This is a genomic window from Tersicoccus sp. Bi-70 (assembly GCF_001968825.1).
Lineage (GTDB): Bacteria > Actinomycetota > Actinomycetes > Actinomycetales > Micrococcaceae > Tersicoccus.
Genome location: NZ_MIEU01000016.1, coordinates 97,247 through 116,901, shown reverse-complemented (window position 1 = coordinate 116,901; position 19,655 = coordinate 97,247). Strand labels below are relative to the sequence as shown.

At 73.2% G+C, this 19,655-nt stretch carries 21 protein-coding genes and 1 riboswitch; of the genes, 16 read left to right on the top strand and 5 right to left on the bottom strand.

The window, feature by feature from the left end:
• Positions 1-29 precede the first annotated feature (29 nt).
• A complete protein-coding gene (locus BGP79_RS13155; protein WP_076696258.1) occupies positions 30-581 on the bottom strand; it encodes a hypothetical protein in 552 nt (183 codons plus the stop codon).
• A 122-nt stretch (positions 582-703) separates the two neighbouring features.
• Complete coding sequence (locus BGP79_RS13150; RefSeq protein WP_076696256.1) at positions 704-1,972, bottom strand: acyl-CoA dehydrogenase family protein; 1,269 nt, start codon at positions 1,970-1,972, stop codon at positions 704-706.
• Positions 1,966-2,078, bottom strand: a riboswitch (SAM riboswitch). It overlaps the preceding gene by 7 nt.
• Before the next feature lie 133 nt (positions 2,079-2,211).
• On the opposite strand from BGP79_RS13150, the gene BGP79_RS13145 reads away from it, so the two are divergent.
• The 7 genes from BGP79_RS13145 to BGP79_RS13115 all read left to right on the top strand — a co-directional run bounded on the left by BGP79_RS13145 (position 2,212) and on the right by BGP79_RS13115 (position 7,279).
• Complete coding sequence (locus tag BGP79_RS13145; RefSeq protein WP_076696255.1) at positions 2,212-2,523, top strand: helix-turn-helix transcriptional regulator; 312 nt, start codon at positions 2,212-2,214, stop codon at positions 2,521-2,523.
• A complete protein-coding gene (locus tag BGP79_RS13140; RefSeq protein ID WP_304442064.1) occupies positions 2,520-2,939 on the top strand; it encodes a VOC family protein in 420 nt (139 codons plus the stop codon). Before BGP79_RS13145 ends, BGP79_RS13140 begins: the two co-directional genes overlap by 4 nt.
• 14 nt (positions 2,940-2,953) lie before the next feature.
• On the top strand, positions 2,954-3,535 hold the full coding sequence (locus BGP79_RS13135) for an SUMF1/EgtB/PvdO family nonheme iron enzyme (RefSeq protein ID WP_076696253.1): 582 nt from the start codon (positions 2,954-2,956) through the stop codon (positions 3,533-3,535).
• A 105-nt stretch (positions 3,536-3,640) separates the two neighbouring features.
• Positions 3,641-4,144 carry a hypothetical protein gene (locus tag BGP79_RS13130; protein WP_076696251.1) on the top strand — a complete coding sequence of 168 codons (504 nt, stop codon included), beginning with the start codon at positions 3,641-3,643 and terminating at the stop codon, positions 4,142-4,144.
• A 26-nt stretch (positions 4,145-4,170) separates the two neighbouring features.
• The gene (locus tag BGP79_RS13125; RefSeq protein ID WP_076696249.1) at positions 4,171-4,392 is read left to right on the top strand and encodes a hypothetical protein; all 222 of its coding nucleotides are present in this window, start codon (positions 4,171-4,173) and stop codon (positions 4,390-4,392) included.
• A gap of 237 nt (positions 4,393-4,629) precedes the next feature.
• On the top strand, positions 4,630-6,432 hold the full coding sequence (locus BGP79_RS13120; protein WP_076696247.1) for a proline--tRNA ligase: 1,803 nt from the start codon (positions 4,630-4,632) through the stop codon (positions 6,430-6,432).
• 94 nt (positions 6,433-6,526) lie between these two features.
• Positions 6,527-7,279, top strand: coding sequence for a sulfite exporter TauE/SafE family protein (locus tag BGP79_RS13115; RefSeq protein ID WP_369800238.1), 753 nt, complete (start codon positions 6,527-6,529; stop codon positions 7,277-7,279).
• Between the two features lie 87 nt (positions 7,280-7,366).
• On the opposite strand, the gene BGP79_RS13110 is transcribed toward BGP79_RS13115, so the two are convergent.
• Positions 7,367-8,098: a VIT family protein gene (locus BGP79_RS13110; protein ID WP_076696244.1), complete on the bottom strand. Its 732-nt coding sequence runs from the start codon at positions 8,096-8,098 to the stop codon at positions 7,367-7,369.
• Positions 8,099-8,308: 210 nt separating this feature from the next.
• Entirely contained in the window at positions 8,309-9,952 is a 1,644-nt protein-coding gene (locus tag BGP79_RS13105) for a DUF4439 domain-containing protein (protein WP_076696242.1), read from the bottom strand.
• 127 nt (positions 9,953-10,079) lie between these two features.
• On the opposite strand from BGP79_RS13105, the gene rimP reads away from it, so the two are divergent.
• From rimP to rbfA, 5 genes are all read left to right on the top strand, one after another.
• Positions 10,080-10,721, top strand: coding sequence for a ribosome maturation factor RimP (gene rimP, locus BGP79_RS13100; protein WP_083701925.1), 642 nt, complete (start codon positions 10,080-10,082; stop codon positions 10,719-10,721).
• A gap of 1 nt (position 10,722) precedes the next feature.
• Positions 10,723-11,772, top strand: coding sequence for a transcription termination factor NusA (gene nusA / locus BGP79_RS13095; protein ID WP_083701924.1), 1,050 nt, complete (start codon positions 10,723-10,725; stop codon positions 11,770-11,772).
• Between the two features lie 13 nt (positions 11,773-11,785).
• Positions 11,786-12,142 carry a YlxR family protein gene (locus BGP79_RS13090; RefSeq protein ID WP_083701923.1) on the top strand — a complete coding sequence of 119 codons (357 nt, stop codon included), beginning with the start codon at positions 11,786-11,788 and terminating at the stop codon, positions 12,140-12,142.
• A 138-nt stretch (positions 12,143-12,280) separates the two neighbouring features.
• Positions 12,281-15,217 (top strand): translation initiation factor IF-2, encoded by a 2,937-nt coding sequence (gene infB / locus BGP79_RS13085; protein WP_076696238.1) that lies wholly within the window; start codon positions 12,281-12,283, stop codon positions 15,215-15,217.
• A gap of 105 nt (positions 15,218-15,322) precedes the next feature.
• Positions 15,323-15,772 (top strand): 30S ribosome-binding factor RbfA, encoded by a 450-nt coding sequence (gene rbfA / locus BGP79_RS13080; protein WP_076696236.1) that lies wholly within the window; start codon positions 15,323-15,325, stop codon positions 15,770-15,772.
• A gap of 109 nt (positions 15,773-15,881) precedes the next feature.
• Here rbfA and BGP79_RS13075 read toward each other — a convergent pair whose 3' ends face one another.
• Positions 15,882-17,024 carry a pyridoxal phosphate-dependent aminotransferase gene (locus BGP79_RS13075; protein WP_076696234.1) on the bottom strand — a complete coding sequence of 381 codons (1,143 nt, stop codon included), beginning with the start codon at positions 17,022-17,024 and terminating at the stop codon, positions 15,882-15,884.
• Between the two features lie 54 nt (positions 17,025-17,078).
• Between BGP79_RS13075 and truB the strand changes: the two genes are divergently transcribed.
• From truB to BGP79_RS13055, 4 genes are read left to right on the top strand one after another with little or no spacing between them, the layout of a single operon-like run.
• On the top strand, positions 17,079-18,224 hold the full coding sequence (gene truB / locus BGP79_RS13070; protein ID WP_083701922.1) for a tRNA pseudouridine(55) synthase TruB: 1,146 nt from the start codon (positions 17,079-17,081) through the stop codon (positions 18,222-18,224).
• Positions 18,221-18,589 (top strand): hypothetical protein, encoded by a 369-nt coding sequence (locus BGP79_RS13065; protein ID WP_076696231.1) that lies wholly within the window; start codon positions 18,221-18,223, stop codon positions 18,587-18,589. Before truB ends, BGP79_RS13065 begins: the two co-directional genes overlap by 4 nt.
• Positions 18,586-19,035: a hypothetical protein gene (locus tag BGP79_RS13060; RefSeq protein WP_198928486.1), complete on the top strand. Its 450-nt coding sequence runs from the start codon at positions 18,586-18,588 to the stop codon at positions 19,033-19,035. The genes BGP79_RS13065 and BGP79_RS13060 overlap by 4 nt, the downstream gene beginning before the upstream one ends.
• Positions 19,028-19,618, top strand: a complete 591-nt coding sequence (locus BGP79_RS13055; RefSeq protein WP_076696227.1) for a GNAT family N-acetyltransferase — start codon at positions 19,028-19,030, stop codon at positions 19,616-19,618. Before BGP79_RS13060 ends, BGP79_RS13055 begins: the two co-directional genes overlap by 8 nt.
• The last annotated feature ends 37 nt before the right edge of the window (positions 19,619-19,655 follow it).

Genomic DNA, 19,655 nt, shown 5'->3' with positions numbered 1-19,655 from the left:
TTCCCGGCAGCGTCGGCTTCCCGGCGCCCTCAACGCAGGAAGCGGGCCGCAGCGGTCGCGCGGCGGATCGCCGTCAGCCGTTCCCGCTGATCACCGGCGCGGTCCTGCAGCCGCTGCAGCGCCGCCCGGTCGAGGCCGGTGCCGCCCGGCAGCGCCAGCAGGGTGTCCCACAGGGATTCCTTCATGTCCACGGCGGACTCCAGCGCCTCGAGCTCCATCTGGGCCGACTGCGTGCCGCGCCGCCGCAGCGGGTTGATCGGGTCGAGGCGGGCGACGACGGCCGAGCCGATGCCGAGCACCCGCCGGACCGGCGGCACCCGGTAACCGAGGCGGTGCACCAGGCTCGCGAGCTCCCGTCGGTCGGCGTCCACGTCCGCCGTCAGCCGCCGCAGCGCCGGCCCGTGCTCGGTGCCCCGCCACGTCCCGCTCACCGTCCGGAACAACCGCACCCCCGAGGCGGCCGCGAGCAGGTGGTGCACCAGGTACGGGGCCAGCTCGTCGTCGTCGAGCCGTGTCGTCCCCACCCCGGTACCGCCCGGTGCTGCCGTGGTCCGCCCCTGGTCCTGCGCTTGATCCGTCATGACCTCATTCAACGCCGCCCGCGGTCGATGCGCGACGTCGGCGTGCTCGGCCCCCCGCGGGTGAGGACCGGGCGACACACGGACCGCACACCGACGCCGTGCGGCGGCAGGCGACGCGGTGTTCAGGCCGAGGGCCGCGCGTCGCCGATCGCGTTCAGGCCCTCGGGCGGGGTGCCGTTGACGAACCAGTCGCCGATGGCGCGGGCTCGGAACACCGCCGGGTTGTGGGTGGCGACCGTCTGGGCGTTGCGCCAGTGCCGGTCCAGCCCCTTGCGCGTGCTCGTCGCGGACGCGCCGGAGGCCTCGAACAGCTGCTGGGCGGCCGTCAGGGCGAGCTCGGGCACGGTCACCTGCGCCTGCTCGACGTCGACCTCGGCCTGCAGCTGCGCGCGGGTCGCCGGCTCCGGTTCGCCGCCGACGACGGTGGCGGCGGGGGCGTCGACCAGGGACCGGTCGAGGCTGCGCGCGGCGGCGATCACGGTGGCCTCCGCGGCGAAGGCCCCGGCGGCGATCCGGCCCACCACCTGCTGGATCAGCGGATCCTCCCGGAAGGGCAGACCGGAGCCGGTGTTGAAGGTGCGAGTACGGCCGGCCACGATCGTGGCGGCGTCGTCCCGGGCCGCGCGGGCGATCCCGGCCAGGACCGCGAGCAGCACGAGCTGGAAGAACGCGGCCTCGTGCACCGCCTCGGCGGAGCCCACGACCCGGTCCAGCACGTCCTGCTCGTCGACGACCACGTCGGTGAACGTGGCCGTCCCGGTGCCGGTCAGCCTCTGCCCGAAGCCGTCCCAGTCGTCCTCGACCCGCACGCCGTCGGCCGTCACGGGCACGACGGCGAAGCGGCGGCCCGGGACGCCGTCGAGGGCGGCGCTGACCCGGGTGTGGTCCGAGAAGATGGTGCCGGTCGTGTAGTACTTCGTGCCGTTGAGCCGCCAGGCGCCGGCCGCGTCCCGGCCGAGCGTGGTGTTGACGGTGCCGAGGGCGTTACCGCCGCGCTCGGTGGAGGCGTTGCCGACCGTCTGGCCGGCGACGATCCGGCCGTACCAGCGCTCGCGCACGGGGGCCGGCTGCCAGCGCAGCGACTCGGTGAAGCCCAGGTGGGAGCGGTAGAGGTGCGCGACGTTGGAGTCCGCGGCGGCGAGATCGACCAGCAGGCGGATCACGGTCTCCACGGACCCCCCGGCACCCCCGTGCTCGGCCGGGACCCGCAGGGCGCCGAACCCGGCTTCGTCGAGCCAGCGCACCGGCTCGTGGGGAAGCGTGCGCTCCTGGTCCCGCTGCAGGGCGTCGTCGGCGATGCGGGCGAACACCGGCGCATACCGGGCGTGCTGACGGGCGTACTCGGCGTCGGGATCGGTCCGAGGATCGGTGGTGGTCGCGGTCGTGCTCATCGGTGCATCAGCTCCATCGCACCTGGCGTTAGCACCGGCTCCGGGATGATCGGAGTGGTTGCTGCGGCGTCGTGGAGCCAGGTCTCTCGGCCGCTCGGGATGGTCGGTCGTCCCGGGAGGGATCGTGCACCACCCCAGTCGATGGGCCGGGTCCGCCGCAACTCGGGTCGGGGGAGTGGCGGCAACAGGGCGTCATACAGGCCTCGACGCGCAACCTCTGCGTTGCCTATACTGGCCGGATGGACGACGGGTTCGCCGCCATCTCCCATCCCGCGCGACGCGCGCTGATCGGGGAACTGGCGGAACGGAACGACCAGACGCTGTTCGAGCTGACCGTCCGGCTGCTCGAGCGGCACGGTCTCGCGTTGACCCGGCAGGCCGTGGCCAAGCACGTCGGCGTCCTGAGAGAGGCCGGGGTGCTCACCGTCACCACCCGCGGCCGCACCACCATCCATCACCTGCACGCGGAGGCGCTCACGCCCGTCCGTGACTGGCTCGACCGGCTGCCGCGGCAGGCTGACCACCCCCGAATCACCGAGGAGCAGTCGTGATCATCAGCACCATGAGCATCTTCGTCGACGACCAGCAGGCCGCGCTCGACTTCTACACCGGCACGCTCGGGTTCGTCCCGCAGCAGGACGTCCCGCTCAGCGGGCCGCACCGCTGGCTGACCGTGTCCTCGCCGGAGTTCCCCGACGGCGTGCAGATCTCCCTCGAGCCGGCCGAGCACCCCGCGGTCGGGCCGTTCCGGGAGGCACTGGTCGCCGACGGCATCCCCTTCACCAGCTTCGGGGTCGCCGACGTCGCGGCGGAATACGAGCGGCTGCGCGGCCTCGGCGTCGTCTTCACCCAGGAGCCGGTGAACCATGGCCCGGTGACCACGGCCGTCCTCGACGACACGTGCGGCAACCTGATCCAGCTCGCGGCGATGAACGAGCCCGCCGGCGGGCTCGAGGGCGCTCCGTGACTCGCGTCCCGCCGATGATCCCCCTTCCCGTCGGCGAGGTGCGCCTGCACGACGCGCGCCGGTCCACCCACACGGACGTGACGCTGGAGTCCTTCTCGCTCGCCCGTACCCCGGTCACCGGTGCCGACGGGGAGCGGCCCTGGTCCGGCGTCACGTGGTTCGCCGCGATCCACTGGTGCAATCTGGCGTCGGCGGCGGCGGGGCTGCCGCACGCGTACGTGGTGGAGCGCCGGACGGTCAGGTGGGACGTCTCATCGACCGGCTACCGCCTGCCGACGGCGGCCGAGTGGGAGTTCGCGTGCCGTGCCGGCACCGGCGGTCCGACCTACGGCGACCTGGCCGACGACGTCGACGGTCCGCAGCCCGTGGGCCGCAAGGTGCCCAACGGCTTCGGGCTCCACGACATGCTCGGGAACGTGTGGGAGTGGTGCTGGGACTACGCCGATCCCGCCCGGTACGGGGAGTACCGCTCCCTGCGCGGCGGCGGCTGGGCGGACGCGTCGTGGCACGTGCGCGTCTCCGCGCGACGGGACCTCGTGCAGCACTGGCGGCGGTTCCTGGACGGCCCCGAGCGATATCTGCGGCACCTCGGCTGAGAACGCTCGCGCCGGTGACGCAGGGGAGCGTGCCCGGTGCTGGCGGATTCGGCTCCACCGGCGGGGCGGAGCCGCTCGACGGCCGCGATGATCGAGAATCTATGGATGGACGAGCATGATGAGGCAGCCCGGATCATCGGGCGCTCCCTCGTGCTTCTCGGCGTGCTGAGCGTGCTGGTGATCGCGTCGACGGGTGCCCTCGTGGCCCTCGCGCCGACCCCGTTCTGGCCGTGGGTCGGCTCCTGGCTCATCCCGTGGGCGCAGACACCGGGCTTCGCTGGGGTGGCGGCACTGGCCGGTGGTCTGGCGGCCGTCGTCGGCGCCGTGATCGCGTACCGGGGCGCGCGGCGTCAGGCCGAGGTGACCCGGGCTGCCGCGGACAAGGCCGAGACGTGGCGGCGGGTCCAGTGGGCGTTCGACCTGCTGCTCGGCGACGACCCCGACGCCGGTGTCGTCGCGTGGCTGACCCTCGCCTCGATCGTGCAGGACGAGGCGCACACGGACGCTGCGGACAAGTCCCTGGTGCAAGGAGTCCTCGAGTTGTCGGGCGCCCGGCTCTCCGCGTACCTGGACGAGCACCCCGGTGACGGAACCGACGGCCCGGCGTAGACTCGAGCATCAGGAGGGAATCAACGATGGCACTGATCAACCCGGCGGCAGGGGCCTCGTCCTTCGGTCGCGCCCGGCGCCGCCGGTCCAGCGACACCACCGTGGCCCGCACCGCCGAGGACCGGGCAATTCTCACCCACCGTGAGGCGGTCGCCGCCGCACGCGCGAACGTGGCCGCCAGCCGCGTGCTCGGAGTGAAGGCGGACCCGAGGGTGGCCGCCCTGGCCGAGGAACCGCTGGCCGACTGACCCCGCCGCGAGATGTCGTCGGTCATGCGTTCACCGCGGCGTTCCCGGCGCTCCTGACCATCACCCCCGCCGGTTGACCGCCGGTCACGATCCGTCACGAAACAGGCAGAGCCTGTCGACCGGCTGATGCGGCGCGCGGACGCGGTCCACCGGCGCGAGGGGAGCGGCACGCGGGCCGTTAGACTGCACACGGCCTTCGGCCGCCCACTCCTCCGACGAGAAACGGATCCCGCCCCCGTGGTCACCCGCCTCACCCAGCTCTTCCTCCGCACGCTGCGCGAGGACCCCGCCGACGCCGACGTCGCCAGCCACCGGCTGCTGGTCCGCGCCGGCTACATCCGCCGCGCCGCCCCGGGGATCTACTCGTGGCTGCCGCTGGGGCTGAAGGTGCTGGGCAGGGTCGAGGCGATCGTGCGCGAGGAGATGAACGCGATCGGCGGCCAGGAGGTGCACTTCCCGGCGCTGCTGCCGCGGGAGCCCTACGAGGTGACCAACCGGTGGACGGAGTACGGCGAGAACCTGTTCCGCCTGAAGGACCGCCGCGACGCCGACTATCTGCTCGCGCCCACCCATGAGGAGATGTTCACCCTCCTGGTCAAGGACATGTACACGTCCTACAAGGACCTGCCGGTGTACCTGTACCAGATCCAGACCAAGTACCGCGACGAAGCGCGTCCCCGCGCGGGGCTGCTGCGCGGCCGCGAGTTCATCATGAAGGACTCGTACTCCTTCGACGCCGACGACGAGGGTCTGCAGCGCGCCTACGACGCGCACCGCGGCGCCTACCTGCGGATCTTCGCGCGCCTCGGGCTGGAGGTCGTCGCCGTCAACGCGGTCTCGGGGGCCATGGGCGGCTCCCGCAGCGAGGAGTTCCTGCACCCCACCGAGGTCGGCGAGGACACGTTCGTCCGCTCGGCCGGCGGGTACGCCGCGAACGTCGAGGCCGTCACCACGGTGGCGCCGGCGTCCGTGGACGCGTCCGGCGTTCCCGACGCGCACATCGAGGACACCCCGGACACCCCGACCATCGACACCCTGGTGGCCGAGGCGAACGCCCACTTCCCCCGCGAGGACCGCCCGTGGACCGCGGCGGACACGCTGAAGAATGTCGTCATCGCCGTGACCCTGCCGACGGGGGAGCGCCGCATCGTCGTCATCGGACTGCCCGGCGACCGCGCCGTCGACCTCAAGCGCGTCGAGGCCACGGTCGGGGAGCACCTCGGCGTGACCGGCGAGGTGGCCGTCGAGGCCGCCAGCGAGGCGGACCTGGCCGCCAACCCGGGCCTGGTCAAGGGCTACATCGGGCCCGGCGTGGCGCTGGACGCCCCCGTGCTCGGCACCCGCTCCCGCACCGGCCTGACCTACCTGCTGGACCCGCGGGTCGTCGACGGCACCCGGTGGATCACCGGGGCCAACCAGGCCGGCCGGCACGTGTTCGACCTGACCGCCGGCCGCGACTTCGCCGCCGACGGCGTGATCGAGGCGAGCGAGGTCCGTGCCGGGGACCAGGCGCCCGACGGCTCCGGCCCGCTGGAGCTGGCCCGCGGCATCGAGATGGGTCACATCTTCCAGCTCGGCCGCAAGTACGCCGAGGCCCTGGACCTGCAGGTCCTCGACGCCAACGGCAAGCGCGTGATCGTGACGATGGGCTCCTACGGCATCGGTGTCAGTCGCGCCGTCGCCGCCCTCGCCGAGGCGTATCACGACGAGAAGGGCCTTGCCTGGCCGCGCAACGTCGCCCCGTTCGACGTCCACGTGATGGCCACCGGCAAGGGCGAGGAGATCTTCGCCGCCGCCGCGCAGCTGGCCGCCGACCTCGAGTCCGCCGGCCTGGACGTCGTCTACGACGACCGGCCGCGCACCTCCCCGGGGGTCAAGTTCGGCGACGCGGAACTGCTGGGCGTGCCGACGACCGTGGTGGTCGGGCGTGGCCTCGTCGACGGGGTCGTGGAGGTCAAGGACCGCGCCACCGGCGAGAGCACCGACGTGCCGCTCGCCGAGGCGGTCGAGCACCTGCGCGGCGTCGTCGCCGGCTCGTGAGCGGGTCCGCTGACCGCGCGGTCATGACCTCCTCGCCCCTGACGACCCTCTCGTGATCACCGGCCTGGAGGCCGCCGACCCCGCCGTCATCATCATGGTGGTGGTCGCCGGCCTCGCCGCCGGGTGGGTGGACGCCGTCGTCGGCGGGGGAGGGCTGCTGCAGCTTCCCGCGATGCTGCTCGTGCCCGGGATCACGCCCGTGCAGGCGCTCGCGACCAACAAGATGGGCTCGGTGTTCGGCACCTCGACGAGCGCGGTGATGTACTACCGCCGGGTCCGCCCTGACCTGCGCACCGCGCTGCCGATGGCGGGATTCGCCCTGGTGGGCAGCCTGGGCGGGGCGATCGTCGCGGCCAGCCTGCCGCAGCAGGTGTTCAAGCCCGTCATCCTCGTCGCCCTGATCGCCGTCGCGGTGTTCACGGCCCTCAAGCCCGACGCCGGCCAGGTCACGCAGTTGCGTCACGAGGGCCGGCGCCACCACGGCCTGGCCGCCCTGATCGGCGCCGTCATCGGCTTCTATGACGGGCTGCTCGGCCCCGGCACCGGCTCGTTCCTGGTGATCGCGCTCGTCACCGTGCTTGGCTACGCCTTCCTGCAGGCCAGCGCCAAGGCGAAGATCGTCAACGTCGCCACCAACATCGGTGCCCTGCTGTTCTTCGTCCCGCACGGCTCGGTGCTGTGGGGGCTCGGCCTCATCCTCGGTGCGGCCAACATGGTGGGCGGCTACCTCGGGGCCCGCACCGCCGTCGCCCGCGGGAGCCGGTTCATCCGGGTCGTCTTCCTCGTCGTCGTCGGGTTGCTCGTGCTCAAGCTCGGCTCCGACATCCTCGGGGACCTGAGGCGCTGAGGCACCGACGCATCAAGAGACAGCGAGGGGCCGGCGTGCTGCCGGCCCCTCGCTGGTGGCTCTCCTCCCGCGCACCGCGCGGATCGGTCAGCCGACGCCGGAGACGCCGAGCAGCTGCCCGACGAGGAACGTCGCGGCGAGCGCCAGGGCGCCGCCGATGACGAGCCGGAGCGTCGCCCGCAGCACCGGGGCGTCACCCAGTCGCGCCGAGACGACGCCGGTGATCGCGAGGGCGATGAGCGTCACGACCATGGTGACCGGCACCCGCCAGCCGGCCGGCGGCAGCAGGACGGCGATCATCGGCAGCAGCGCACCGACGAGGAACGCCCCGAAGGAGGCGGTCGCGGCGTGCCAGGGGCTGACCACGTCGTCCTGGTCGATGTTCAGCTCCATGGAGAGGTGGGCGCTGAGCGCGTCCTTCTCGGTCAGCTCGATGGCGACCTGGCGGGCGGTCTCCTCGCGCAGGCCCCGCTCCCGGTACAGCTCGGTGAGCTCCGCGAGCTCGCCCTCGGGGTCGTCCCGCAGCTCGGCGGTCTCCTTGGCGATGAGGGCCTGCTCGGTGTCCCGCTGGCTGCTGACGGAGACGTACTCGCCGAGCGCCATGGACACGGCGCCACCGATCACGGCCGCGGCGCCGGCGACGAGGATCGGGCCCGGCTCGGTGGTGACCGTCGCGACGCCGACGACGACGGCGGCCACGGAGACGATGCCGTCATTGGCGCCGAGCACCCCGGCGCGGAGCCGGTTCAGGCGCTGGGAGAGCCCGGAGGCGGCGTGCGGTTCGTCGCGGTCGTGGAGGCGAGACTGTGGCTGGTCCATGACGGCATCAAACACCCGGCGCGGCGATCCCGCCAGCAAGGTTGGGCTGGCCTCACCGGCGCGGCGGACCAGGCTCGATGCGGTGGGTCGATTCGCACCCGGTCCCACGACATGCCGGGTGACGTCGGGATAGAGCGTCCTGTCCCGGTCGTCGACGGCGTGTCGGGGGACAGGGTGGTGTCGTCCGGCGTGTCGAGCTGGCGAAGACGCTCAGCGGGTCGTCGACGAGGCGGGGCCGGTCGTCGTCGGGCAAGAGGAGGTCGAGCCGGGTGTCGTGGACGACGTGGTGGGTGCCGGCAGGAGGCTGTCGGCGAGGCCGGGCGCGGGCGCGATGCTGCCCGTGACGGCGGTCCGGGCGCGTGCGGCGTCCAGGAGCAGCGGCACCGCGCGGGCCCGCAGCGCGGCGTCGCTGAACGCGATCACATCGCCCCACGCCAGAACGGTGTCCTGCTCGAGCCGGGCGGTCGCCGCCGTTGCCCGCGTCGGCTGGTCGAGGACGGTGCGGTCGACCGGGAACGCCGGCCGCTCGGGCTCGACGGCCCGGCAGTGATCCCGAGCGAATCCGGTCACGACCGCCAGTCGAGTGCGGTGCGCGTGTTCCGCCGCGGTGGCCGCCGGGAGGCCGTCGTCGGTGCGAGCCCGCAGCACCTCCCACGTGTAGGCGGCGCGCTGTTCGGCGAGCGCGACCCGGGAGAGCGCCTCGGCCGGCCCCGGGACCGCGGTCGACGCTGTTGAGGACGGGGACGGGGACGGGGACGGGCTGGAGCTGCGAGGCGATGACGAGGTCGGCGACGGCGAGCCGGGCGTGGCGCCGATCGACGGGGAGCCCGTCGACGAACGGGAGGTGCCGCTGGCCGGACTCGGGCAGGACGACGGTTGGTCCGCCGGGATGCCCGACCGGATCCGAGACGTCGCGTCGGACAGGGCGATGCCGGCGCTGCGGGCGAGCCGGTCGGCCCACTGCACCTGCGCGGCGCCCGTCGCGGCGAGCACCCGGGCCATTCCGCCCTCCGGCGCGGTCGACCACGCGCTCGTCGATGCCGCGTCGGAGGACGACGAGGTGGAGGAGGGCAGGGAGGACGACGCGGACGAAGCCGCGGTGGAGGCGGGCACCGGGGGAGTCGTTGCCGGACCCGTCGCCGCATCACCGCGGAGCGAACCGGAGGTCCCGCCGCCGGTGGCCGCCGATGCCGAGGTGGCAGAGGTCGATGCGGCAGAGGCCGGTGCGGGGGAGCCGAGGACGGCCGCATCCGTCAGGCTGCGGACCCCGGCATCCTGCAGGTCCCGCGCCACCGTCGCCGCGGTGACCGGCCGCGCGGTCGCCGCCGACGCGGCTCCCGATCCGCCGCTGCCGGACGGAACACTGCCGGACGGACCTGCACCGGACGGACCTGCACCGGACGGAACGGCACGGGCCGCACCCGTCGTCGTCGGGTCGCCACCCGCGGCACCGTCACTCGTCGGAAGGGCACCGGGTGCGCCACCACCCGTCGCCGTTGCCGCACCCGGGGGCGGACCGTCGTCGCCGGCCAGCAGGCGTCGCTGCACGGTGATCGCCGCGGCGATGCCGGCCAGGTCGGTCCGCACCGTCGGTGTCGTGCCGCCACGGCGCAGCAGCACCCGGACGTCGTCGTCCAGCCGCGCCAGGGCGGTGGAGGCGGCTCGGCGGGCGTTCTCCGCCTGGATGCGCGTGGGGGAGCCCGGGGTGCCGGGCATCAGGAGGGGCCGCACGACGGCGGCGCTGAACACCGCGACGAGCGCGAACAGCGCCACGCCCGCGACCACCAGCAGCCAGGGCCGTTTCCGGGAGCCCCGGGACGGCGTCGGTGACCCGGCCCGGTCGCGTGCTCCCATGACTGTCGATCCTGCCACGCCGGGCCTGTCCGCCCGTGCCCGCACGGGTGCGCGAGTGCGTGTCCCGTGGCCGCGCCGGGACACGGTAATGTCGTTAGGCTGGAGCACAACCACGTAGCAGGAGGTCATGATGGCGGCCAGGTCCGGCCAGAAGCAGGCGCCGTTGCCCCGGCGGAACCCGCAGCCGGCGGCGGTCGACACCGGCAGCGTCGAGGCACTCTTCGCGCCGCTGGTCGCCGAGGCCGGCCTGTTCCTCGAACAGGTCCGCGTGCACGGCCCGGCCGCCCTGCGCACCCTCAGCGTCATCGTCGACCTGCCGGAGGACCGCACCGGGTCGCTCGGGCTGGACGAGGTCGCCGAGCTGGCCCGCCGCCTCTCCGACGCCCTCGACGAGGACCCCGACGTCGTGCCCGGGCCGGTCAATCTCGAGGTGTCCTCGCCGGGCGCCGAGCGCAAGCTCACCGAACCCCGCCACTGGCGCCGTTCCCGCGGACGCCTGGTCACCGTCGTGACCACGTCCGGGGCGACGCTGCTGGGCCGCCTCACCGAGGCGGACGAGACGGAGGCGACGATCGTCCCGCGCCATGAGGGCCCCAAGGGCACGAAGCCGAAGGACGGGGAGCCCGTCTGGGTCCTCTACGACACGGTCACCTCCGCCCGCGTCCAGGTCGAGTTCACCTCCCCGGGCGACGAGCACGAGACCGACGAGCACGACACTGACCAGTACGACACCGACCAGCACGACACCGTCGAGGACGAGGAGGCCTGACATGGACATCGACATGAGCGCTCTGCGACTCCTCGAGCAGGAGCGGGAGATCCCGCTGGACCGGCTGATCCCGGCGATCGAGCAGGCCCTGCTGGTCGCCTACCAGAAGGGCACCGGCCACACCCACCAGGCCCGCGCCGAACTGGACCGCAAGTCGGGTCACGTCACCATCTACGCGGTGGAGACCGACGACGAGGGCAACACGGTCGGCGAGTACGACGACACCCCGGCCGGTTTCGGGCGGATCGCGGCCAGTACGGCCCGCCAGATCATCCTGCAGCGGCTGCGCGACGTCGAGGACGACGCCGTGGTCGGCGAGTTCCGCGCCAAGGAGGGCGAGCTCGTCTCGGGCCTCATCCAGCAGGGCCGCAGCGCCCACATGGTGCAGGTCGATCTCGGCTCCGTTGAGGGCGTCCTCCCGCCGCCGGAGCAGGTGCCGGGGGAGGACTACCGGCACGGCAACCGCATCCGCGCGTTCGTCGTCGACGTCCACCGCGGCATGAAGGGCCCCTCGATCACGCTCTCCCGCTCACACCCGGGCCTGGTGCGCAAGCTCTTCGAGCTCGAGGTGCCCGAGATCGCGGACGGTAGCGTCGAGATCACCGCGCTGGCCCGCGAGGCCGGGCACCGCACCAAGATGGCCGTCGCCGCGCGCGTGCCGGGCGTCAACGCCAAGGGCGCGTGCATCGGTGAGATGGGCTCCCGCGTCCGGGCCGTCATGAGCGAGCTCTCCGGGGAGAAGATCGACATCGTCGACTGGGCGGACGACCCCGCGATCTTCATCGCCCACGCGCTCTCCCCGTCGCGCGTCACCTCGGTGACCATCGTCGACGCGGGCAACCGGTCGGCGAAGGTCGTCGTCCCCGAGTTCCAGCTCTCCCTCGCCATCGGCAAGGAGGGGCAGAACGTGCGGCTCGCCTCCAAGCTCACCGGCTGGCACATCGACATCGCCTCCGACGCCGCGGCGGCCCGCGACGCGGCCGGCACCGCCGCCGGTCGGACCTCCGGGAGCGTCGACGCGACGGCCGACGGCTCGTCAGGCTCCCGCTGACACGCCCCCGTTCGTGGCGCGGCGGGAACAGGAGCTAGACTTGAACGGTTGGGAACACCGTGACGGCCCCGTGCGCACCTGCGTCGGTTGCCGTCAGCGGGACTCCCAGCAGCTGCTCGTGCGTGTGGTCCGTCCCTCTATCTCCAGTCCTCGACTGCAGGTGGATGCGCGGCGCCGCCTGCCCGGTCGCGGGGCGTGGCTCCATCCCGAGCCTCAGTGCCTGCAACGGGCGCTCTCGCGTCGGGCGTTCGATCGGGCCTTCCGGGCCGCGGTCGACGCCTCCGACGTCGAGTCCTGGATCGCACAGCACGTCCCGGGTCATCACCCGTCCCGAGACGACCGTCAACCTGAAAGCGGGTCAGAACACTGATGGAAACCCGATGAGTGCCTCCCGATGAGTGCATCACTGTGCTCTCTCACCGCCGCCGCCCGCGCCTCGCGCAACGGAAGCGGCAGTACGGAATAGACGGTCCGGCCCCTGTCCGGCGCGGACCGAGACAGGAGAAATGTGGCCAAGGTCCGCGTTCACGAGCTCGCCAAGGAGCTCAACATCACGTCGAAGGACGCCCTCGCCAAGCTGCAGGAACTGGGGGAATTCGTCCGGTCGGCGTCGTCGACCATCGAACCCCCGGTCGCGCGCAAGCTGCGCTCGGCCTACCCGTCGGCACCCGCCGCCGGTAACGGTGCCGCTGCCAGCAACGGTGGTGCGGCGAAGCCGTCCGCCGGCGCCGGCAACACCGCGTCCCGCGGGTCCGCTCGGCCCGGCCCCTCCGGGCCCCGTCCCGGTCCCGCCGCCCCGGCAACGCCGTCCGCGCCCGCCGAGACTCCGGCCCCCGCGGCCGCCACCCCCACGACCGAGACCGCTCCGGCGGCCTCGTCGCCCGCCCCGCAGCGCACCGAGGCCGCTCCGGCCGCGGAGAGCGCCCCGGCGCGCCCGACGTCGTCGGCCACGCCGTCCAGCGCCCGTCCCGGCCCCAAGCCGGAGACTCCCGCCCGCGAGGCCGCGCCGCGCGACGGCGGCAGCCGCGACGACGCCCGGAGCCAGGCGCCCGCACCGGGCCAGAAGCCCGGCCCCCGCCCCGGCGCTCGTCCGGGCAACAACCCCTTCGCCCCCTCGCAGGGCATGCCCCGCCAGGGCGGCCGACCGGGCAACAACCCGTTCGCGCCCTCCCAGGGCATGCCGCGTCCCGGTGGCAGCCGCAGCGGCGCCGCCGGTGCGGCGGGCCCGCGTCCGCCGGCCGGTGCCGGTGGTCCCCGTCCGGGTGCTCCGCGCCCGGGTGGTACCGGTGGTCCCCGACCGGGCGCTCCGCGTCCCGGTGGTACCGGCGGTCCCGGCGGTGCGCGTCCCAATCCGGCCATGATGCCCAAGCGCTCCGCCGAGCGTCCGGGTGCGGCCGGTCGTCCCGGCGCCGGAGCCGGTGCCGGTCCGCGTCGCGGCCCCGGAGGCGGTCCCGGTTCGGGTCCCGCCGGCGGTGGCTTCGGCAAGGGCGGTCGCGGTCGTGGCGGCACCCAGGGTGCCTTCGGCAAGGGCGGCGCCAACCGCGGCAAGCAGCGCAAGTCGAAGCGGGCGAAGCGCGCCGAGCTGGAGCAGATGCAGGCTCCCTCGGTCGGCGGCGTCTCCGTCCGCCGGGGTGATGGCAACACCATCCTGCGCCTGCGCCGCGGCGCCTCGCTGACCGACTTCGCCGAGAAGATCGATGCGAACCCCGCGTCGCTGGTGACGGTGCTCTTCCACCTGGGCGAGATGGCCACGGCCACCCAGTCCCTGGACGAGGACACCTTTGCGCTGCTCGGTGACGAGCTCGGCTACAAGATCGAGATCGTGTCGCCGGAGGACGAGGAGCGCGAGCTGCTCGACTCCTTCGACATCGACCTGGACGCCGAGCTCGAGGCCGAGGGCGACGACGAGCTGCAGGCCCGTCCGCCGGTGGTCACCGTCATGGGTCACGTCGACCACGGCAAGACCCGCCTGCTGGACGCGATCCGTCACTCGGACGTCGTCTCCGGCGAGTCCGGCGGCATCACCCAGCACATCGGCGCGTACCAGGTGCACCACGAGCACGAGGGCATCGACCGGGCCATCACCTTCATCGACACCCCGGGTCACGAGGCGTTCACCGCCATGCGTGCCCGTGGTGCGAAGGTCACCGACATCGCGGTGCTGGTCGTGGCCGCGGACGACGGCGTGATGCCGCAGACGGTCGAGGCGCTCAACCACGCCCAGGCCGCCGGTGTGCCGATCGTCGTCGCCGTCAACAAGATCGACAAGGAGGGCGCGAACCCGGACAAGATCCGCGGTCAGCTCACCGAGTACGGTCTGGTGCCCGAGGAGTACGGCGGCGACACCATGTTCGTCGACGTCTCCGCCCGGCAGAACCTGAACATCGACTCGCTGCTCGAGGCCGTCCTGCTCACCGCGGACGCGGCGCTGGACCTGCGGGCCAACCCGGACAAGGACGCCCGCGGCGTCGCGATCGAGGCCAACCTCGACCGTGGCCGTGGTGCGGTCGCGACCGTCCTGGTCAACTCCGGCACCCTGCACGTCGGCGACACCATCGTCGCCGGTACGGCCCACGGCCGTGTCCGGGCGATGTTCGGCGACGACGGCGAGCAGGTCGAGGCGGCGACGCCGTCGCGGCCGGTCCAGGTGCTGGGCCTCTCCTCGGTGCCCCGCGCCGGTGACAGCTTCCTGGTCACCGACGACGAGCGCACCGCCCGGCAGATCGCCGAGAAGCGGGAGGCCGCCGAGCGCAACGCCCAGCTGGCCAAGCGCCGCAAGCGCATCAGCCTCGAGGACTTCGACAAGGCCGTGGCCGAGGGCAAGATCGACACCCTCAACCTCATCCTCAAGGGGGACGTGTCCGGTGCCGTGGAGGCGCTGGAGGATGCGCTGCTCAAGATCGATGTGGGCGACGACGACGTGCAGCTGCGCGTCATCCACCGCGGTGTCGGTGCGATCACGCAGAACGACGTCAACCTGGCGACCGTGGACAGCGCGATCATCATCGGGTTCAACGTCAAGCCGGCCGAGCGCGTCGCCGAACTGGCGGAGCGCGAGGGCGTCGACATGCGCTTCTACTCGGTCATCTACGCCGCGATCGACGACATCGAGCTGGCCCTCAAGGGCATGCTCAAGCCGGAGTACGAGGAGGTGCAGCTCGGTACCGCCGAGGTGCGCGAGGTGTTCCGCTCCTCCAAGTTCGGCAACATCGCCGGTTCCCTGGTGCGCAGCGGGATCATCCGCCGCAACACCAAGGCCCGCGTGCTGCGCGGCGGCACGGTGGTCGGCGACAACCTCACCATCGAGTCGCTGCGACGGTTCAAGGACGACGCCACCGAGGTCCGCGACGGCTTCGAGTGCGGTATTGGCCTGGGTTCGTTCAACGACATCCGCGAAGAGGACACCATCGAGACCTTCGAGATGCGCGAGAAGCCGCGCGTCTGATCGTGCTCGATCCGACGGCGCATCGTGCCCGGCACCTCACCGGTGCGGGAACGGTGCGCCGTCGTCCGTCCCCCTCCGGCACCACCACGAAAGAGAGAGAACACCATGGCCGACGCAGCACGGGCCGCCCGGCTCGGCGACCGGATCAAGGTCATCGTCGCGCAGGCGCTGGAACGGCGGGTCAAGGACCCCCGGCTCGGTTTCATCACGATCACCGACTGCCGGGTCACGAACGACCTGCAGCACGCCACGCTCTACTACACCGTCTTCGGTGAGGAGGAGCAGCAGGTGTCCACCCGGGCCGCGCTCGAGTCCGCCAAGGGCGTCCTGCGTGCCGAGGTCGGGAAGAACATCACCGCCCGGCTGACGCCGACCCTGACGTTCGTCGCCGACGAGGTCCCGGTCAACGCGTCCCACGTCGAGGATCTCCTGCGCACCGCCCGCGAACGCGACGCCGAGCTGGCCGCCCAGGCCTCCGGTGCCGCCTACGCGGGGGAGGAGGATCCTTACCGCAAGCCGGCCGAGGACGACGACCTCGAGGATCTCGACCGCTGATCCTCCGCACGATCCTGCCGCCAGCTCGTCAGTAGATGCTCCATCCGGGCCCGATCCCGGGCTCGATGGGACATCTCTTGGCGAGCTGGCGTCGTCGTGGAGGGAATCCTCAGGGGGTCGGGAGGCGGGAGAGGCCCTCGACGAGGTCCTCCGTCGACCCGCACAGGGCGACCCGCACCCACCCCTCACCGCTGGGGCCGAAGGCGGTGCCCGGCGCGAGGGCGACGCGGCGCTCGGCGAGCAGCCGGTGGCACCACGCCCGCATGTCGCCGCCGCTGACGGCGCTCACGTCCACCCACAGGTAGAAGGCGCCCTCGGCGGGCAGGTACGGGTAGCCCTTCTCGCCCACCAGCCGCTGCGCGGTGTCCCGGTTGGACCGGTAGTGGGTGCGTGCGGTCTCGATGTAGTGCTGGGGCCCGGTCAGGGCCGCGACCGCGGCGTGCTGCACCGCCGGATTGACGCAGGAGACGATCGCCTCCATCACCGGGTCGATCAGCGTCGCCATGCCCGGCGGGATGACCAGGGCCCCGATCCGCAGCCCGGTCAGCCCGTAGGTCTTGGAGAGGGTGTGCGAGACGATCACCCGGTGGTCGGTGTCGTACCGCAGCGGGCTGACGTGCTCGACGCCGTCGTAGGTGAAGGCCTCGTAGCACTCGTCGGAGATCACCCACAGGTCGTGCGCGGCCGCGAAGTCCATCAGCGACCGCACCGTCGGCGGGTCGAACACGGCGCCGAGCGGGTTGGACGGGGAGTTGAGCACGATCGCCCGCGTCCGTGGCGTCACGAGCGCCTCCAGGTCCTCGACCCGCGGCGCGAACCCGTCCTCGGGCCGCAGCCGGTAGGTCACGGGAACGGCGTGCACGAGGGACGCCGTCATGGTGAACGTCGGGTACCCGGGGTCCGGCACCAGCACCTCGTCGCCGACGTCCAGCGTCAGGCTCATCGCCAGGTGCAGGCCCTGCTGTGCGCCCGTGACCACGTAGACCCGCGAGGCGTCCAGGCTGAGCCCCTGCTGGGCGTTGACCCGGTCCGCGAGCGCCTGGCGCAGCGCGGGCAGCCCGGCGTTGGGCGTGTAGAACGTCTCGTCCCGCTCGTAGGTCTCGATCGCGGCCCGCAGCACGTGCTCGTCGGTGGGGAATCCCGGCTCGCCGATGGAGAGGACGACGGCGTCCCCGAGGCTCCAGGCGGCCTGCGTGATCTCGCGGATCTGGTTGGTCGGAACGGTGCGGACGTGCGGGGCCAGCTCGGGCATGCCGCCAGTCTAGGGCGGGGCCGGCGCCCGACCGCGGGAGGTAGGATCGTCTGCGTGCCAGCGCCCGGAGACCCTCGCGAGACCCGCGACGGATTCGTCCTCGTGGACAAGCCGGCCGGCTGGACCAGCCACGACGTCGTCGGACGGATGCGCCGCATCGCGGGCACCCGACGGGTCGGGCACGCCGGCACCCTGGACCCGATGGCGACCGGCGTCCTCGTGCTCGGCATCAACCGGGCCACCAAGCTGCTGACCTACGTCGTCGGCGTCCCCAAGACCTACAGCGCGACCATCCGGCTCGGGCAGGCGACCGTGACCGACGACGCCGAGGGCGAGGTGACCGCCTCCGCCGGAGCCGCCGGGATCACCGAGGCCGCGGTCCGCAAGGGCGTGGCCGCCCTGACCGGGGACATCGAGCAGGTGCCGAGCGCCGTCAGCGCCATCAGGGTCGACGGCCAGCGCGCCTACAAGCGGGTGCGTGACGGCGAGGACGTCACCCTCGCCGCACGGCCGATCACCGTCTCCCGCTTCACGATCGAGGCGATCCGTGGAGCGACCGCCGGCACCGGAGACGGTCGCGCGGTCGCCGTGCTCGACGTCGACGTCGAGGTCGACTGCTCCTCGGGCACGTACGTGCGGGCACTCGCGCGCGACCTCGGCGCGGCGCTCGGCACCGGGGGACACCTGACGCGGTTGCGCCGCCTTGCGGTCGGTCCGTTCCGGATCGAGGACGCCGTGACGCTGGAGCAGCTGGAGCGGGACAAGCAGGACGAGAAGGACCGGCAGGACGGGCAGGACCGGCAGGACCGGCAGGACCGGCCGGTCCCGCACGAGCGTGCCACCGGCCCGCACCTGATCGACGCCGGTGACGCCGCCGCGGCCGTGCTGCCCAGCCGCACCGTCGACGCCGCCGAACTCGCCGAGCTCGCCTTCGGCCGCCGGCTCGCCGCGGGGCCGCAGCAGGGCACCGTCGCGGCCCGCGCCGAGGACGGCAGCCTCGCCGCGGTGCTGCAGGACGACGGCCGATCCGCCCGCCCGGCGCTCGTCCTGGTGACCCCGGAGACGACAGCGCGCCCGGCGTCCGCGACCCCCGCCGAGCCCGCGACCGAGCCCGTGACCCCCGCCGAACCCGCGGCGCGCGACGAATCGGCGACCCCGACCGAGACCGGGACCCCCGCCGACGGGCCCCGCCCGGCATGAGCGTCCTGTTCTGGCTGACCACCGTGGTGGCGCTGTTCTCGACCGTCGTCTGCCTGGTCGAGGGGATCCGTGGCCGCATCCCGGAGAACCTCACGGTGTTCTCGGTGCTCGCCGTCGAGGTGGTGCTGCTGATCGTCGTCGTCGCCGCGATCATCGGCTCCGCGACGGGCGCCGGTCCGCGCGGTGCCGCCTGGGAGTTCGGGGGCTACCTGGTCACGGCCGCCCTGATCCCGCCCGCGGCGGTGTACTGGTCGCTGGTCGAGCGGACCCGCTGGAGCACCCTGGTGCTCGCCGCCGTCGGCGTCACGGTGTTCGTCATGATGGCCCGCATGCTGCAGATCTGGGAAGGACAGGCCGGCCTGTGAACGAGAGACCCTCCGTCGCGAAGGCGTCCGGCCCCGGCCGCCTGATCATCGCCGTCTACGCGATCTTCGCCCTCGCCGCCTCCGCGCGTGCCGCGTTCCAGATCGCCACCAAGTTCGCCGACGCGCCGCTGGCGTACTTGCTCTCCGCGTTCGCCGCGGTGGTCTACCTCGTCGCGACCGTGTGCCTGGCCTCCCGCCGGCCCGGCTCCTGGACGGCGGCCGTCGTCGCGGTCGGCATCGAACTCGCCGGCGTGATCGTCGTCGGGCTGCTCTCGGTGCTGGACCCGACCACCCTGCCGCACGACACGGTCTGGTCCGTGTTCGGTCGCGGCTACGGCTTCGTCCCGCTCGTGCTCCCGATCGTCGGCCTGTGGTGGCTGTACCGGAACCGGCCGGGCCGGGGCGTCCGGTCGCGGCCCGGGCGACGGGACGACGCGGGTGTCTGAGCTCCCGCCGGTGCCCGAACTGCCGCCGGTGGCCCCGCTGATCGAGGGCGAGACCGTGCGGCTGCGGCCGCTGCGGGAGGATGACGTGCCCGCCCTCGTCGACAACTGCCGCGACGAGCAGGCGCGCCGCTTCATCCCCGTCCCGCTCGACTACACCGCCGACGACGCCCTGACGTACCTGAACCACACCGTGCCGGACGGATGGCGGACCGGCAGCAGCCACGTCTTCGCGGTGGCCGACCCGGCCGACGACACGCTGCTCGGCACCGTGGGCCTGCACGCCTTCCGCGCCACCACGGCCGACGTCGGCATCAATCTCGGACCGGCGGCGCGGGGCCGCGGCATCGGTACGGCCGCGTGCCGGCTGGTGATCGACTACGCCGTCGAGGGTCTCGGCCTGCGCACGCTCTACTGGCACGCCTTCGTCGGGAACGAGCCGAGCGTGGCGCTGGCGCGCAGGCTCGGGTTCACGTTCCGGGCCGAACTGCCCGCCTTCGCCGCCCTGCGGGGCGAGCCCGTGGACGTGTGGCTGCTCAGCCTCACCATCGACGACGGCGGCACGATCGCGACGCCGGGCGCGTGAGAAACTGAGAAGGCAGCCGCCGGACCCCCGTCGCGTC